17 protein-coding genes are annotated in these 16,343 nt (G+C 64.9%); 5 read left to right on the top strand and 12 right to left on the bottom strand.

Annotated features, from left to right (window positions below; translation table 11 throughout):
* Positions 1–2 precede the first annotated feature (2 nt).
* The 6 genes from panB to hda form a co-directional block, all read right to left on the bottom strand.
* A complete protein-coding gene (gene panB, locus B552_RS0106350) occupies positions 3–824 on the bottom strand; it encodes a 3-methyl-2-oxobutanoate hydroxymethyltransferase (protein WP_026035385.1) in 822 nt (273 codons plus the stop codon).
* A gap of 101 nt (positions 825–925) precedes the next feature.
* The gene (locus tag B552_RS0106355; protein WP_019448170.1) at positions 926–1,567 is read right to left on the bottom strand and encodes a deoxynucleoside kinase; all 642 of its coding nucleotides are present in this window, start codon (positions 1,565–1,567) and stop codon (positions 926–928) included.
* 23 nt (positions 1,568–1,590) lie between these two features.
* Positions 1,591–2,112 (bottom strand): 2-amino-4-hydroxy-6-hydroxymethyldihydropteridine diphosphokinase, encoded by a 522-nt coding sequence (gene folK, locus B552_RS0106360; protein WP_019448171.1) that lies wholly within the window; start codon positions 2,110–2,112, stop codon positions 1,591–1,593.
* Between the two features lies 1 nt (position 2,113).
* On the bottom strand, positions 2,114–3,694 hold the full coding sequence (gene pcnB / locus B552_RS0106365) for a polynucleotide adenylyltransferase PcnB (protein WP_026035386.1): 1,581 nt from the start codon (positions 3,692–3,694) through the stop codon (positions 2,114–2,116).
* Between the two features lies 1 nt (position 3,695).
* On the bottom strand, positions 3,696–4,370 hold the full coding sequence (locus tag B552_RS0106370) for an HAD family hydrolase (RefSeq protein ID WP_019448173.1): 675 nt from the start codon (positions 4,368–4,370) through the stop codon (positions 3,696–3,698).
* A gap of 137 nt (positions 4,371–4,507) precedes the next feature.
* On the bottom strand, positions 4,508–5,215 hold the full coding sequence (hda, locus tag B552_RS0106375) for a DnaA regulatory inactivator Hda (RefSeq protein ID WP_019448174.1): 708 nt from the start codon (positions 5,213–5,215) through the stop codon (positions 4,508–4,510).
* Positions 5,216–5,546: 331 nt separating this feature from the next.
* Between hda and purM the strand changes: the two genes are divergently transcribed.
* Positions 5,547–6,599, top strand: a complete 1,053-nt coding sequence (purM, locus tag B552_RS0106380; protein ID WP_019448175.1) for a phosphoribosylformylglycinamidine cyclo-ligase — start codon at positions 5,547–5,549, stop codon at positions 6,597–6,599.
* A gap of 70 nt (positions 6,600–6,669) precedes the next feature.
* Here the strand turns inward: purM and B552_RS0106385 are convergent, their stop codons facing one another.
* The 3 genes from B552_RS0106385 to mutL all read right to left on the bottom strand — a co-directional run bounded on the left by B552_RS0106385 (position 6,670) and on the right by mutL (position 10,205).
* Positions 6,670–7,164, bottom strand: coding sequence for a GNAT family N-acetyltransferase (locus tag B552_RS0106385; RefSeq protein ID WP_019448176.1), 495 nt, complete (start codon positions 7,162–7,164; stop codon positions 6,670–6,672).
* A 68-nt stretch (positions 7,165–7,232) separates the two neighbouring features.
* Entirely contained in the window at positions 7,233–8,180 is a 948-nt protein-coding gene (gene miaA / locus B552_RS0106390; RefSeq protein ID WP_019448177.1) for a tRNA (adenosine(37)-N6)-dimethylallyltransferase MiaA, read from the bottom strand.
* Between the two features lie 18 nt (positions 8,181–8,198).
* Complete coding sequence (gene mutL / locus B552_RS0106395; protein WP_019448178.1) at positions 8,199–10,205, bottom strand: DNA mismatch repair endonuclease MutL; 2,007 nt, start codon at positions 10,203–10,205, stop codon at positions 8,199–8,201.
* A gap of 153 nt (positions 10,206–10,358) precedes the next feature.
* Between mutL and B552_RS0106400 the strand changes: the two genes are divergently transcribed.
* Positions 10,359–10,991, top strand: a complete 633-nt coding sequence (locus B552_RS0106400; protein ID WP_193352174.1) for a VTT domain-containing protein — start codon at positions 10,359–10,361, stop codon at positions 10,989–10,991.
* Positions 10,992–11,012: 21 nt separating this feature from the next.
* Here B552_RS0106400 and B552_RS0106405 read toward each other — a convergent pair whose 3' ends face one another.
* Entirely contained in the window at positions 11,013–11,861 is an 849-nt protein-coding gene (locus B552_RS0106405; protein ID WP_019448180.1) for a SirB1 family protein, read from the bottom strand.
* A 12-nt stretch (positions 11,862–11,873) separates the two neighbouring features.
* Complete coding sequence (murJ, locus tag B552_RS0106410; protein ID WP_019448181.1) at positions 11,874–13,424, bottom strand: murein biosynthesis integral membrane protein MurJ; 1,551 nt, start codon at positions 13,422–13,424, stop codon at positions 11,874–11,876.
* A gap of 365 nt (positions 13,425–13,789) precedes the next feature.
* On the opposite strand from murJ, the gene rpsT reads away from it, so the two are divergent.
* Complete coding sequence (rpsT, locus tag B552_RS0106415; RefSeq protein WP_019448182.1) at positions 13,790–14,056, top strand: 30S ribosomal protein S20; 267 nt, start codon at positions 13,790–13,792, stop codon at positions 14,054–14,056.
* 169 nt (positions 14,057–14,225) lie between these two features.
* Here rpsT and B552_RS0106420 read toward each other — a convergent pair whose 3' ends face one another.
* Complete coding sequence (locus B552_RS0106420; protein WP_019448183.1) at positions 14,226–14,531, bottom strand: DUF3579 domain-containing protein; 306 nt, start codon at positions 14,529–14,531, stop codon at positions 14,226–14,228.
* Between the two features lie 436 nt (positions 14,532–14,967).
* Here B552_RS0106420 and argF point away from each other — a divergent pair, with 436 nt between their 5' ends.
* Together argF and B552_RS0106430 are read left to right on the top strand one after the other, a co-directional pair.
* The gene (gene argF / locus B552_RS0106425; RefSeq protein WP_019448184.1) at positions 14,968–15,891 is read left to right on the top strand and encodes an ornithine carbamoyltransferase; all 924 of its coding nucleotides are present in this window, start codon (positions 14,968–14,970) and stop codon (positions 15,889–15,891) included.
* A gap of 92 nt (positions 15,892–15,983) precedes the next feature.
* Entirely contained in the window at positions 15,984–16,295 is a 312-nt protein-coding gene (locus tag B552_RS0106430; protein ID WP_019448185.1) for a pyrimidine/purine nucleoside phosphorylase, read from the top strand.
* Positions 16,296–16,343: the final 48 nt, after the last annotated feature.

Raw genomic sequence — 16,343 nt, forward strand, 5'->3', positions numbered from 1 at the left:
GCTCAGGCCGAGAACGTGTGCTCGACAGCCGGGAAGCTGCCGTCCTTCACCGCCGCCACATACGCGCGGATCGCCGCTTCGATCGAGGTCTGACCCTCCATGAAGTTGCGCACGAACTTCGCCTTGCGGCCGGGGTAGACGTGGATCATGTCCTGCAGCACGAGTACCTGCCCCGAGCAATCGACGCCCGCGCCGATGCCGATGGTCGGCACCTTCAGTAGCGCCGTCACTTCACCGGCCAGCTTGGCGGGTACCGCTTCCATGAGGATCACCTGTGCGCCGGCCTGCTGCAGCGCCAGTGCCTCGCGCTTCAGTTGCGCGGCGCCTTCGTCGGTCTTGCCTTGCACCTTGAAACCGCCGAGCGCGTGCACCGACTGCGGCGTCAGCCCGATGTGCGCGCACACCGGAATGCTGCGCTCGACCAGGAATTTCACGGTCGGCGCGAGCCACTCGCCGCCTTCGAGCTTGACCATCTGGGCGCCAGCCCGCATCAGTGCGGCGGCGCTCTCGAAGGCCTTCTCGGGCGTGGGATAGGTGCCGAACGGCAGGTCGGCCATCAGCAGCGCGGTCTGGTTGCCGCGTGACACGCACTCGGTGTGATAGACCATGTGCTCGAGCGTGACGGGCAGCGTGGTCTGCTGGCCCTGCATCACGTTGCCGAGCGAATCGCCGACCAGGATCACCTCGACGCCGCACAGGTCTAGCAGCGCGCCGAAGCTGGAATCGTAGGCGGTCAGCATGGCGATCTTTTCGCCGGCGTCGCGCATGGCCTGCAGTTTGGGGATGGTGACGGTCTTACGGGAGGGATCGAGAAGGTAACTCATGGCAGTACCCGTGATTGGTGCGGTTCGGACCCGCGCATCGGAAGGGCGGGGAGACCGGCTGTCGTTATCTTGTGCTGGACCGCCCCGGGGTTCGGGACGACTCAGGGCGCCGCGAGATTCAGAAAGGCCTTCCGGCCCCGCATGTTCTCGATGCGCGACAGTAGTGTACGGAAATCGACGTCGTTGTCCACAGGGTTGAAATGCGCCGTATTGACGAACAGTACCGGGGCGTCGTCATAGCGGTGGAACAGCTCGCCATAGGCATCGCTGAGCCGCTGCAGGTACTGCTCCTCGATACCGCTCTCGCCGGGCCGGCCGCGCCGTGCAATCCGCTCGCGCAGCAGCGAGGGCGAAGCCTGCAGCATGATGACCAGATCCACGCGCTGCGCCGGTACCTGAAGCCGGGCCGCCAGCGCGTCATAGAGCGCGAGTTCGTCGGCTTCGAGCGTCAGCGACGCGTAGAGGCGGTCGCGCGCGTACAGGAAGTTGGTGATCATGCGCTGGCCGGCGAGCATGGCCGCGTGCCATTGCTGGAGTTGGCTTACACGCTGGTTCAGGCAGGCCAGTTGCATCGGCAGCGCATAACGCTGCGGTTCGCGATGGAAACGTTCGAGGAAGGGATTGCTGCGCGCGCCGTCGGGCAGTTCGCCCGCATGGAGATAGCGCGCCAGGCGCTCGGCCAGCGCGGCCTTGCCGGAACCGGCCGGGCCTTCGATGACGATACGACGCAGATGATCGAGCATGGGTCAGCCGCAGCCCGGTGCGGTCATGCCAGCTTCGCGCCGCCTTCCTGCATGCGCGAGCACTTGCACGAGGAAAACTTTTCGATGCGCTGGCTCTGCACGTTCGGCAGGAATTCGGCCGCACGGCCCAGTCCCGGAATCTCAAGCTCGGGTTCGAGTTCGACCAGCGGCACCAGCACGAATGCACGCTCCGCAATGCGCGGATGTGGCACCGTCAGTACTTCGGTGTTGATCGACTCAGCCCCGAACAGCAGCAGATCCAGGTCGAGCGTGCGCGGTGCGTTGCGAAACGGGCGCTCCCGGCCGAACTGGTCTTCGATGTGGTGGCAGATACGCAGGATCTGCGACGCCGTGAATGGCGTTTCAATCTTCACCACGGCGTTGAAGTAGTCCCCGCCCGTGGCGTCGATCGGTGCAGTGCGATAGAACGACGACTTGGCAACAATCGTGATGCCGACCTGCTGGGCCAGACACACGATGGCGTCTTTCACGGCCTGGCGAGGGTCACCAAGATTGGCGCCGATGCCAATGAAGGCGAGCGTCATATTATTCCTCCGGCTGGGCGCGGCTGGACTCTGCTACGGCCTGACCTCCATCTGCCGTATCCGCCTCGCTGCGGGAAGACACTTTATCTGATTTCCGCGGACCGCGTCGGCGGCGCCGTTTGCGGGCCGGCGCGTCGCCTTCCTCGCCTTCCGGAACATTTGCGCCGCCCTGTCCACCCTGGCCGCTCTGTCCACCCTGGCCACCCTGACCACCCTTGGTGCGGGCCGGGCGCGCGGCCTCGATCATCGCCTCGCGCTGGTCGGGCGGCGAATTCTGGAAGTCGGTCCACCACTGGCCCACTTCCGCAGGTTGTTCGCCAGCCTCGCAGCGCAACTGCAGGAAGTCGTAACCGGCGCGGAAGCGCGGCGATTCCAACAGGCGGAACGGCATGCGGCCCACACGTTTCTCGAAGCGCGGCTGCATGCCCCAGATATCGCGCATGTCGGTGACAAAGCGCCGCTGGATCGCGAGCTGGCCCGTCTGCTTTTCCAGCACCATGTCCATGGCCGTATTGAGCGCGGCGATCGGATGCTCGCCTTGCTCGCGCAGCTTGGTCCAGCGCTGCAATACGTGGTGCCAGAGCAACGATGCGAACAGGAAACCCGGCGATACGGGCTTGCCTGCCTGAACGCGGCGGTCCGTATTGTCGAGCGCGAGCTGGACAAAGCGGTGGCCCATCGGCTGCTCCAGCGCCACATCCAGCAGCGGCAGCAGGCCTTTGTGCAGGCCGGCCTTGCGCAGTTCCTGCAGCGATGCCCAGGCGTGGCCGGACATCAGCAGCTTGAGCATTTCGTCGAACAGGCGCGCGCTGGGCACGTTGTGGATCAGCGTGGCCAGGCCGGCAATCGGCTCGCGCGTGTGCTCGTCGATCGAAAAGCCGGTCTTGGCCGCGAAGCGCACCACGCGCAGCATGCGCACCGGGTCCTCGCGATAGCGCGTGACCGGATCGCCGATCATGCGCAGCGTGCGCGCGCGGATGTCTTCCATGCCGTGATGGTAGTCATGCACGGTTTGCGCGGCCGGATCGTAGTACATCGCGTTGATCGTGAAGTCGCGGCGTTCCGCGTCTTCGGCCTGCGATCCCCAGACGTTGTCGCGCAGCACACGGCCGCTGGCATCGATCGCATGGGTCTTGCTGTCGAGTTCCGCACGCTTCAGGCGGCGGCCCTCGGGCAACGTTTCGCTGGCGACGGCATCGACCAGCGCGCGGAAGGTCGAGACTTCAATGATTTCCTGCTCGCGGCCGCCGTAGAACGTGACGTGCACGATCTGGAAGCGCCGGCCGATGATGCGCGAGCGGCGGAACAGCGCCTGCACCTGTTCGGGCGTGGCGTTGGTCGCCACGTCGAAATCCTTCGGCTTGATGCCGAGCAGCAGGTCGCGCACGGCGCCGCCCACGATAAAGGCCTGGTAGCCGGCCTGTTGCAGCGTGGATGTCACCTTGACCGCGTTGCGCGAGATCAGCGCCGGGTCGATACGGTGTTCTTCCACGCCGACGACGCGCTGCGAATGGGCACGTCCGGTGCGGCGTTGCTTGGGGCCCGGCTTGCCCAGCAGCCGATTGATGAGCTTCTTGATCACGTCAGAACAGATCCATGATGCGCCAGCCGGCCGCGGCCGCATGGTTGCGCAGGCGATCGTCCGGGTTGGCGGCCACCGGCTCGCTGACCCGTTCGAGCAGCGGCAGGTCGTTGGCCGAATCGCTGTAGAACGTCGTCGACCCGAAATCGTCCCACCGGGAGCCCAGGCTCTTCAGCCAGTTTTCCACGCGTGTGATCTTGCCTTCGCGGAAGCTCGGCACGCCGAAGACTTCGCCGGTGAAGGCGCTGTCGGGCTTGCCGTCGACCGTCTCGGGTTCGGTGGCGATCAGGTGCTTGATGCCGAATGCCTGTGCAATCGGGGCGGTAACAAAGCTGTTGGTGGCCGTCACCACGGCGCACAGGTCGCCGGCTTCCAGGTGTTTGTAGACCAGCGCCCGGGCCTGCGGGGTGATGACCGGTTCGATGACCTCGTGCATGAAGCGCACGCGCCACTGGTCCAGGCGGTCGCGCGGGTTGTCCGCCAGCGGCGCCAGCGCAAAGCGCAGGAAAGCCTGGATATCGAGCGTGCCAGCCTTGTATTGGCTGTAAAACTCGTCGTTCTTGCGACGATACGATTCCTCGTCGACGACGCCCATGCGGACCAGGAAGCGGCCCCATTCGTGGTCGCTATCGGTCGGGATCAGGGTGTGGTCGAGGTCAAACAGTGCCAGATTCATGGGGCGCGATTTTACATGAGTGTGCAACAGGCAGTCGGGGCCGGGCGGCGGCTGTCCGACTGTGCAGCTGTTCGGGCGGCTCGTGCGGGGCATGAGCGGGTTTCGTGCCTGGCATGGTGGCCTGGCACGGCAGGCGATTACTCCCGGAATTCGGCGAACATTTCGCGCAGCAGCGGCAACGTCACCGCGCGCTTGCGTTCGAGCGAATAGGTGTCGAGCGCGTCAAGCAGCGCCATCAGGCTGGGCATGTCGCGGTAATGGCGCGTGACCAGCCAGTGCGGGATTTCAGGGGACAACTGCAGGCCGCGCTCGCGTGCGGCCTGCACCAGCGCGGCCATCTTGTCGTCGTCAGACAGCGATTGGACCTGATATACCAGGCCCCAGCCAAGCCGTGTGCGCAAATCTTCACGTACCGGCATGGCGCGCGGCGCCAGCCCGCCCGACACAACCAGCGCGCAACGCACATGCGCGCGGACCTCGTTGTACAGCGAGAACACCGCGATCTGACGGGCTTCGTCGAGCAGTTCGACATCGTCCACCGTGTAGATCTGGCAGGACGGGTCGAAGATGAAGTCGGACAACGCGTGGTGCGGGCTCAGGTAGCGGCAGTTCAGGCCGGTGTGCAGTGCTGCGTCGCATACGGCATGCAGCATGTGCGTGCGGCCCGAGCCGCCTTCGCCCCACAGGTAGATCAGGCGGTCGGTGGCTTGCTCGCGCGCGACCAGGCCCGGCAGTTCGCGCAGGCGCTGCACGGACTCGCGATTGGCGGCCACGAAGAAGTTCTCGAACGTGGACGGCGGCGGGCTGCCCAGTTCAAGCGAGAGCTGCTTTTGACGCGGTGACATGACGAATGCGTTACTTGCCCGTATTTCTGCGGCTTGGCGGGTATGACCGCGAACGCTGGTCACCTGGAGCCTGCTGTATGTATCGGTAAAGTTGCGATTCTACTGGAATACGGGCGGACGGCCGCCATGCCTTGGGCACCTGCGCGGCGTTTGGCGGTCCTGTCGGTCAGGTTCGATTGGAAGCCTGACGCGCCTACGGTAAAATGCCGGCTTTCGGGATATCCCCGAACTTGCAGGACTCGCGCCCGCCCTCCGCGCCCACCCGGCCCGAGGTGCCTCCAGCCGAGCGCCGGATTCCACACTTCACCTCCTCAAAGACAAGCAGGTTCTCATGAGCGCATCCCCGACCGCCGGCCAGGCAGGCCTTTCCTACCGCGACGCCGGTGTTGACATCGATGCCGGCGACGCGCTGGTTGACCGCATCAAGCCGTTTGCCAAGCGCACCATGCGCGAAGGCGTGATGGCCGGTATCGGCGGTTTCGGCGCGCTGTTCGAACTGTCGAAGAAGTATCAGGAGCCGGTGCTGGTTTCGGGCACCGACGGCGTGGGCACCAAGCTCAAGCTGGCATTCCAGCTCAACCGCCATGACACGGTGGGCCAGGACCTGGTGGCGATGAGCGTCAACGACATCCTCGTGCAGGGCGCCGAGCCGCTGTTCTTCCTCGACTACTTCGCCTGCGGCAAGCTCGACGTGGACACCGCCGCCACGGTGATCCAGGGCATCGCCCATGGCTGTGAACTGGCCGGCTGCGCGCTGATCGGCGGCGAAACCGCCGAGATGCCGAGCATGTATCCGGACGGCGAATACGACTTGGCCGGTTTTGCGGTCGGCGCCGTGGAAAAGAAGAAGATCATCGACGGCACCACGATCGTCCCGGGCGACGTAGTGCTGGGCCTGGCATCGTCGGGCGCGCATTCGAACGGTTACTCGCTCGTGCGCAAGATCATCGACGTGGCAAAGCCGGACCTGAACGCCGACTTCCACGGCCAGCGCCTGCAGGACGCCATCATGGCGCCCACGCGCATCTACGTGAAGCCGCTGCTGTCGCTGATCGATACGCTGCCGGTCAAGGGCATGGCTCACATCACCGGTGGTGGCCTGACCGAGAACGTGCCGCGCGTGCTGGCCGACAACCTGACCGCCGTGATCCAGAAGGACGCCTGGACGCTGCCGCCGCTGTTCCAGTGGCTGCAGGCGCAGGGCAACGTGGCCGACGCCGAAATGCACCGCGTGTTCAACTGCGGTATCGGCATGGTCGTGATCGTGGCCAAGGAAGACGCTGAACGCGCGATCCGCCACCTGCAGGCCGCCGGCGAAGCCGTGTGGCAGATCGGCGAAATCCGCGAGCGCGCGGAAGGCCAGGCGCAGACCGTGGTGGTTTGATCGTTAGATCTTGCTTGTGTTTTCTCCCCTCTCCCACGACGTGGGAGAGGGGGGCACCCTCCGAGGTTCGTTACTCCGAACCGAGCTTCGTCAAAGCTTCTCCCGTGACGCGGCAGATCCGCCAGTCCGGCATCACGTCCGCCCCCATCGCCTGATAGAAATCGATCGACGGCTGGTTCCAGTCGAGTACCGACCATTCGAAACGTCCGCAGCCGCGCTCCACGGCCAGCGCCGCCAGATGCTTGAGCAATGCCTTGCCGAGTCCATGGCCGCGCCACGCCGGGTCGACGAACAGGTCTTCCAGGTAGAGCCCCGGCTTGGCCAGGAATGTCGAGAAATTGTGGAAGAACAGCGCGAAGCCGACCGCCAGCCTGCTGCCGTCGGTATCCACTTCGACGACCACGGCCTCGGCGCCCGGATGCGCGCCGAACAGCGCATCGCATAGCTTCTGCGGCGTGGCTTCCACCAGGTGCGTGAGCTTTTCGTATTCGGCCAGCGCGGAGATCAGGCGGAACAGGGTTTCGCTGTCTGTGGGCGCGGCGGGGCGGATCGTGAATGTAGTCATCTGGCGTAAGGGGAAGGGGCGTAAGCGATAGGGGCGTGACCGGCGATTATCGTTCACCGGGCATGGTGTCACCACCCTGCCGCGAGGGCGACCTGTGCAACGTAGTCTGTGGCAAGGCAGTCGATGCTGACGCGTTCCGGCGTGCTGCGCAGCCACGTCAGTTGCCGCTTGCATAGCTGGCGCGTGGCAGCGACACCGCGCTCGCGCATCGTGCTGTAGTCGCAATCGCCATCGAGGTACTCCCAGACCTGGCGGTAGCCCACGCAGCGGATCGACGGCAGCCCCGGATGCAGGTCGCCGCGCGCGCGCAGCCGTCCGACTTCCTCGATCAGTCCGCCTTCAAGCATTGCATCGAAGCGGTTTGCAATGCGCGTGTGCAGCACGGCGCGATCCGAGGGCTCCAGGGCGATCACGCGATAGCGCGCATCGGCTGCGCCCGTGAACGTGCGTGCGTCGGCCTGGCGCGCCAGCAGCGCCGACATCGGCTGGCCGCTGAGGCGATGGATTTCCAGCGCGCGCTGGATGCGCTGCGCATCATTGGGCGCGAGCCGCGCGGCAGTGACCGGGTCCACTTCGGCCAGCATCGCATGCAGCGCCGGCCAGCCGCGCTCGGCCGCCAGCGCATCGAGTTCGGCGCGCACGGCGGTATCGGCTTGCGGCAGATCGTTCAGGCCCTGGGTCAGCGCCTTGTAGTACAGCATCGTGCCGCCAACGATCAGCGGTGTGCGGCCGCGCGCGCGGATCTCGCCGATCAGCCGTTCCGCATCGGTCACGAACTGGGCGGCCGAATAGCTTTCAAGCGGATCGATGATGTCGATCAGGTGATGCGGCACGCTGGCCAGTTCTTCCCGCGTGGGTTTGGCCGTGCCGATATCCATCTCTCGATAGACCAGCGCCGAGTCCAGGCTGATGATCTCGACCGGCGTGCGTGCGGCCAGTTCGAGTGCGGCTGCCGTCTTGCCCGATGCGGTGGGGCCGAGCAGGCAGACGACTGGCGGATGGGACTGTGCGGACATCTTGAAGCTGGAACGGGATTACTGGCCGCGCAGGAACAGGCGGTCGAGTTCGGCGACGGTCAGTTGTACCCAGGTCGGTCGGCCATGGTTGCACTGGTCGGCGCGCTCGGTCTGCTCCATCTGGCGCAGCAGCGCGTTCATTTCCTCGAGCGTCAGCTTGCGATTGGCGCGCACGGCGCTGTGGCAGGCCAGCGTGGCCAGCAACTCATTCTGGCGCTCGGCCAGCACGCGCGAGCCGCCATAGGCTTGCAGGTCGCGCAGCACGTCGCGCGCCAGCGCCTCGGTATCGGCCTGCTTGAGCAGCGCGGGAATCGCGCGCACGGCAAGCGTGGTGGGAGACACGGGCGTAATGTCGAAGCCGAGCAGCTGCAGCGTTTGCTGATGCTCCTCGGCCGCGCCGACTTCCACCGGGCTGGCCGGCAGCGTGACCGGGATCAGCAGCGGCTGCACCGCCAGTTCGCGTGCGTCGAGACCGGTCTTGATCTGTTCGTAGAGGATGCGTTCGTGCGCTGCGTGCATATCCACCAGCACAAGCCCGCGTGCGTTCTGCGCCAGCACGTATATGCCATGCAACTGGGCAACCGCGTAGCCGAGCGGGTGGTCGTCGTCTCCGGCGTCCGCATCGTCTGCCGAGGGCAGGGTGGATGGCTGCTGAGGCTGCGCTGGTAATCGGTCGAGCAAACCGGGCGGCTCGTCGGCACGGGAAGCTTGCGCATCGGCCAGCCATGCCGGCGGTTGCGACGATGGCTGCCAGGGCCGCGCGCTGCCTTGCCCCGCGGCGTCGCGGACCATGCCAAGGTAGGCCTGGCGCGGTTGCGCGATGCCCAGCTCGGTCTGGCGTCCAGCCGAATAGTTGACCCACTGCGGCGCGGCGCCCGGCACACCTGGGGCGCCTGAAGCACCAGCGGCGCCAGCGGCACCGGCAGGGCGGGGGACGGGCATCGATGGCCGGTCCGGTTCATCGCCGATTTCGGAATGCAGGCTGTCGCCCTGCTCGCCGGCCTGACGCGCCAGGCAACGCTGCACTGCGTGATAGACAAACTGGTGCACCGCGCGCGATTCGCGGAAGCGGACTTCGATCTTCGACGGGTGGACGTTCACATCGACCAGCTCGGGCGGCAGGTCCAGGCAGAGCACGTACGACGGGAACCGGTCGCCATGCAGCACGTCCTGGTAGGCGCTGCGTACCGCGTGGTTGAGCAGCTTGTCGCGCACGAAGCGGCCATTGACGAAGAAATACTGCTGGTCCGGCCGGCCGCGCGACGCCGTGGGCAGGCCGGCAAAGCCGTAGAGGTGCAGCGCGTCGGCCTGCTCGTCCAGCGGCAGGCGGGCTCGCGCGAAGTCGCCGCCGAGCACCTGCGCCGTGCGCGTGGCTACGTCGCCGGCATTCCAGTGTTCGAGCGGTTTGCCGTTGTGGTGAACCGAGATCGTGACATCTGGCCGGGCCAGCGCAACGCGGCGGATCATCTCCAGGCAATGCCCCAGCTCCGTTTGCTCCGATTTCAGGAACTTTCTGCGCGCTGGCGTGTTGAAGTAGAGGTGCTGCACGTCGACCATCGTGCCAACCCCGCCCGAAGCGGGCTGCAGGTGGCCGGTGTCGGCGCTGACCTGCGTGGCATGCGCCGCGCTGGCCGTGCGACTGGTCAGCACAAGGTGGGAGACGGAGGCAATGGACGCCAGCGCCTCGCCGCGGAAGCCGAGCGTCAGGACCGATTCGAGTTCGTCCAGCGAGGCGATCTTGCTGGTGGCGTGACGCATCAACGCAACGGGCAGTTCGTCGGCAGGAATGCCGCAGCCGTTGTCGGTGATGACGATGCGCCGCACGCCGCCTTCCTCCAGCCGCACGCCTAATTGCGTGCTGCCGGCATCGAGTGCATTCTCGAGCAGTTCCTTGACTACCGATGCAGGCCGTTCCACCACTTCGCCGGCGGCGATCTGGCTGATCAACTGGTCCGGCAGCGGGCGGATGGGGCGGCTGGGCTGGGCGGTGCGAGGATGGGAACTGGTGGTGACGTCGGCTGGCATGCGGGCGATTATACGTGTCGGTGGACACGATTCCGGCACAGTTATCTGCCACACTTTTTGTCGGCAGGTGACGGATCAGGCCGGGCGCTCTTGTATGATGTGGACCTTCATTGAACGGGGACAAACTTGGATACCGTATTGCAACTGGTCGACATGATTCTCCATGTCGACAAATTTCTGGGGCAGTTCGTCCAGGACTATGGCGTCTGGGTCTACGGCATCCTGTTCGCGATCGTCTTTGCCGAAACCGGCCTCGTGGTGCTGCCGTTCCTGCCGGGTGACTCGCTGCTGTTCATTGCCGGCGCCATGTGCGCAACCGGCGCGATGAACGAATGGGCGCTGGCCGGGTTGCTGCTGACCGCCGCAGTCACGGGGAATACGGTCAACTATCTGGTGGGCAGCTGGATCGGGCCGAAGGTGTTCGATCATCACTGGCGCTTCCTGGACCAGCAGGCCCTGCGCCGGACACATGACTTCTATGAGCGGCACGGCGGCAAGACGCTGGTGATGGCGCGCTTCATCCCGATCGTGCGCACGTTCGCGCCGTTCGTGGCCGGGGTGTCGCAAATGACGTTCGCGCGTTTCCAGATGTTCAACCTGATTGGCGCGCTGGTCTGGGTGTTCGGCCTGGTGTTCGGCGGCTACTACTTCGGCAATCTGCCGTTCATCAAGCAGTACCTGAACCTGATCGTGCTGGCCGGTATCGGCGCGGCGGTGGTGCCGCTGGTGCTGGGCGGGCTGTGGAAGCTGGTGCGCGGCAAGACGCGCGGCTCGCGCGCTTCGTGATCAGGGCGGGAGCCCGGGCCGCTAGCTGATGCTGCGGCTCATCATCCTCAGGGCCGGCATGCGATCGCGGATCTGCGTCGTGTCGGCCGCATCGGGGCGGGCCTGGACGTAGGCTTCCAGGTCCTCCAGCGCCGGCCGGAAGCACTCCAGGTTGGCATAGGCCAGGCCCCGGTCGCGCACTTCCTCGATCGAATCGGGCAACAGGATCACCAGGCGGTTCTGCACCGCCAGCAGGCGCTGCCAGCGCGATTCCTGCAGATAGATCGCCTTCAGGTTGCGCAGCATCCGCGCGATGATTTCGCGATGGCTGGCCACGTGCAGGAACAGGCCCAGCGGCACCTCGGTCGAATCGGAGATCCCCTCGCGTTCGAGATAGGGGTCGAGCATTTCCTGCAGTTGTTCCCTTGACAGTGTCTCCCCAGTCAGCGGGTCGAGCACGACTTCGCCTGCCGGGATCGTCATGCGGACCAGGAAGTGGCTCGGGAACGAAACCCCCTTGAGCGGCAGGCCGATCTGCTGCCCGAGTTCCATGTACAGGATGGCCAGCGAGATCGGGATGCCCCGCCGCTGCCTGAGCACCACGTTCAGGTGGGAATTGTCCGGATCGTAGTAGTCGTTCGCGTTGGGGCCGAAGCCGAGGTCGCGATAGAAGAAATGATTGAGCAGGCGCAGGCGCTGGATGGCCGCCGTGCCCTCCGCGATCCGGCGCTTGAGCCGCAGCGCAAGCACATCCAGGGAGGCCAGTTCGGCCTGCAGGTCCAGGTCCGGATAGGCGTCCTGGGCAATTGCCAGCGCGGTTTCCGTAAGCGGAATCGCGTCGTCGTCGGCCACGAGGCTGGCGAAGTAATCCAGGACTTTCGTGGAGGTCATGGCAGTTCCTGACTAGCCGGCGCGGCGCCGGAAGGCCCCGTAGCGCAGGCCCATGAGCCACAGTGTACCGAAGTAGACAGCCGCTGCAAGTACCATGCAGGCGGCCATCAGCGCGATGCGCAGCCCCGGCGTGGCGCCCAGCGCAATCCAGTCGAAGTTGCGCGCGAACCAGAGCAGCATGCCCGACAGGATCAGCATCGCGGCCGCCAGGCGCAGCAGGAACAGGCCCCAGCCCGGTGCCGGGTGGTAGTAGCCACGGCGGCGCAGGCCGAAGAACAGCAGCAGCGCATTGACCGTGGCGCCAAAGCTGATCGACAGCGGCAGGCCCGCATGACCCAGCATCGGCACGAAGACATAGTTCGACGCCTGCGTGATGATCAGCACGAGGATGGCGATCTTGACCGGCGTGCGGATGTCCTGGCGGGCGTAAAAGCCCGGCGTCAGGATCTTGATCAGAATCAGCGCGAGCAGGCCCACGCCATACGTGGCCAGTGCCTGGCGCGTCATCTCGACGGCATGGCTATCGAACCGGCCGTAGTGGAACAGCACGGACGTCAGCGGCGTGCCGAACAGCATCAGCCCGGCCGCGCAAGGCAGCGCCAGCAGGAAGGTCAGGCGCAGGCCCCAGTCGAGCAGGCCGGAATACTCGTCGCGATTGTCCTCGGCGCTGGCCCGTGACAGGCTGGGCAGCAGGATCGTGCCAAGCGCCACGCCCAGCAGCGCCGTCGGAAATTCCATCAGCCGGTCTGCATAAGTGATGTACGACACCGCACCGGCGCCCAGCCGCGACGCGATGTTGGTGTTGATGATCAGGCTGATCTGCGCCACGGAGACCGCCAGCAGCGCCGGCAGCATCTGCCGGATCACGCGCCGCACCCCGGGATTGGCCCACGCCGCGTGCACGTCCAGCGACACGCGTGGCATCACGCCCAGCTTGCGCATGGCGGGGACCTGGATCACAAGCTGCAGCACGCCGCCGACCAGCACGCCCCACGCCTGCGCATAGATCGGCTGGCTCATGTGCGGCCCCACGAACAGCGCGGCCACGATCAGGCAGATATTCAGCAGGACGGGTGTGAACGCCGGCACCGCGAAGTTGCGCCACGTGTTCAGGATGCCCGAGGCCAGTGCCACCATCGAGATCAGGCCGATGTAGGGGAACATCACGCGCGTCATGAAGACGGCGGAGTTGTAGGTCTCGGATTCGCCGCGGAAGCCCGTGGCCACCACGGTCATGACGATCGGCGCGCCGATCACGCCGAGCAGCGACACGCCGGCCAGCACCCATGTCATCACCGTGGCCACGGCGTCGACCAGCCTCATGGTCTCGTCATGGCCGCGTTTGCCGTGGTACTCGTTCAGGATCGGCACGAACGCCTGCGAGAACGCGCCTTCGGCAAAGATGCGGCGCAGCAGGTTGGGGATGCGGAACGCCACGTTGAAGGCGTCGGTCATGTCCGAGGCGCCGAACGCCCGGGCGATCAGGATTTCGCGCACCAGGCCCGTGATGCGCGAAAGCATCGTCAGGCTGCTGATGGTGGCAAGCGCTTTAAGCAGGTTCAAGGTGAGAATTCGGGGAAGCGTGGGACAGGCGCACGGCTCGCGCCGGGCAGGCAAACGGGTTTGAGACGCCTGCCAGGCCGTAAAGTTGCCGCAGCGCCACGCTTCTTCTCGCGGCGGGCGGCGAATGTGGCGGCTATTATACGGATCGGCCGTGGCCAGCCTTGCGGTCTGGGAGACCGTAGTAAGACGGGTACGGTTTGTCCTTGCTTGAGGCGCTGGCTTGTGTGTATAATCGCCGATTCGCAAGGACAGTCGCGTTCCGGATTCGTTTGTCCGAACATCCCGGGTCGCAGATGTGACTTAATTGTTGCGTCCCATATTTTTGCGTCGCCCCGGGCGCGCATTCTGAATTCAGGAAGAGATACATGGCAAATTCCGCACAAGCTCGCAAGCGCGCGCGCCAAGCCGTCGCCGCGAACTCCCACAACTCCAGCCTGCGCTCGCGTCTGCGCACGGCCGTCAAGGCTGTTCGCAAGGCTATCGACGCCGGCGACAAGGCCGCTGCTGCTGAGATCTTCAAGCAGTCGCAGACCGTGATCGACAGCATCGCTGACAAGAAGATCGTGCACAAGAACAAGGCTGCACGTCACAAGTCGCGCCTGTCGGCTGCCATCAAGGCCATGGCTGCCTGATAGCTGCCCGGACCACTTCGGTGGTCCAGTAGTACAAAAAAGCTCGTCATCCGACGAGCTTTTTTGTTTTCTGGCTGGCCTGTTTGATGCTCCTGGCCGGCTTAGATGCTGCAGCCCGGGTCACCCGGGCCAGCATTTTCTTGCATTGTTGCTTGCCTTGTTGTTTGCCTTAGTCGCCCACGGAGCAGGCCTCGACCACCTGAAGGTTGTTGTCGCGCGCAAAGTTGAGCACGAAATCGAGCGCCTTGGGCTCGATGTCGCGCAGGCGGGTATCCACCACCACGTTCTTGACGCCGGCCACGATCATCGGCCGCACATACGGCGAGTAGGTCAGGCGGGGGTCGCCGGTGTCACCTTCGGGGCGGAATTGCGCCATCACTCCACACAGTCGCTCTGCCCAGTCGCTCGGGCGGAAGGTCTTGCCTTCCTTGGTAATGCCTTGGATGAAATATTCGCGAACTTGGGGGGTCGTCATGGGACTGCGGGGATCTGCTTGGTGACTCGACGGTAAACCCGCTTCAACGGGCGCCCGTTTGATGCATCCGGTGCGCGATGGTTCGCACGCATCCGGGCTTGGACAGCGGGGCGGTCGTGTCGGCGGGGGCACTTTTGATGCCGGCGGCGGGCGGTGGCATGGGTATGCCGGGCCCCGCGTGAATCAGCGAGTATTATATCTTATATAAGACTTGCGCATAGAACGAAATCCTGTCGGGAACCTGTCAATGGCGGTCCGTCCGCGTTCGGCCGGGCGGCGGCCCGGGCTCGCCAAAGCAGGAATAATCCCTTATGATTCTTGCAATTACATTGCGTAAGCGACGCGAAAGGCGGCTCCGCGACACGCTCTGGCCCTTCAGGATCGTCCCAACCGGCATCCGGGCCGCGTGTCCCAACCGAGCCGCCTTCTTTGTTTTATGAGCCCAACCCCGATCAAGCATTACCTCCAGTTCAGCGACCTCAGTGCCGACGAGTACGAGTACCTGCTGGACCGCGCGCGGATCCTCAAGGCGAAGTTCAAGAACTACGAGACATGGCACCCGCTGCATGACCGCACGCTGGCCATGATCTTCGAGAAGAATTCCACGCGCACGCGCCTGTCGTTCGAAGCCGGCATTCACCAGCTCGGCGGCCACGCGGTGTTCCTGAACACGCGTGATTCGCAGCTTGGCCGCGGCGAACCGATCGAAGACGCCGCCCAGGTGATCTCGCGCATGGTCGACATCATCATGATCCGCACGTTCGGACAGGACATCATCGACCGCTTCGCCAAGCATTCGCGCGTGCCGGTGATCAACGGGCTGACCAACGAATACCACCCGTGCCAGGTGCTGGCCGACGTGTTCACGTACATCGAGCAGCGCGGCAGCATCGCCGGCAAGACTGTGGCGTGGATCGGCGATGCCAACAACATGGCCTACACCTGGATCCAGGCCGCCGAGCGCCTGGATTTCACGTTCCACTTTTCCGCGCCGCCGGGATATCAGCTCGATCCGGCGATGGTGCCGGACTGGGCCGCGCCGCGCGTGAAGGTGTTCGCAAACCCGCTGGACGCCTGCCAGGGTGCTCACCTGGTTACCACCGACGTATGGACCAGCATGGGCTTCGAGGCCGAGAACGACGCACGCAAGCGCGCGTTCAAGGACTGGATGGTGACCACGGCAATGATGGACCGCGCTGCCGACGATGCACTGTTCATGCACTGCCTGCCCGCCCACCGCGGCGAGGAAGTGGAAGCTGCTGTTATCGACGGCCCGCGCAGCGTGGTCTGGGAAGAAGCGGAAAACCGTCTGCACGTGCAGAAGGCGCTGATGGAATACCTGCTCTGCGGCCGCTATTGAGCTGACGCCGGAGCCAATCAAAGGGGGCCGAGACGGGCTCCCTTTTTTACGCCTGCCGATTTTACGAAACCCAACGATTCGAGGAGATTGAGATGAGCCAGTTCGACAACGTGTCCGTGGTCAAGAAGGCGAACCTGTATTTCGATGGCAAGTGCGTGAGCCACACGGTGCTGTTCGCCGACGGCACGCGCAAGACGCTGGGCGTGATCTTCCCGTCCGCGCTGACCTTCAACACGGGCGCTCCCGAGATCATGGAAATCAATGCGGGCAGCTGCCGCGTGCGCCTGGCCGGCTCGGACGAGTGGAAGACCTATGGCGCCGGCCAGCAATTCGACGTTCCGGGCAACAGCAGCTTCGATATCGAAGTGAGCGAGACGCTCGACTACGTCTGCCACTTCGCCTGAGAATCCCTATGGTTTTCTCCCCTCTCCCGGTGTTCAGACCGGACACAT

It is taken from the genome of Cupriavidus sp. BIS7, from assembly GCF_000292345.1.
Taxonomy (GTDB): domain Bacteria; phylum Pseudomonadota; class Gammaproteobacteria; order Burkholderiales; family Burkholderiaceae; genus Cupriavidus.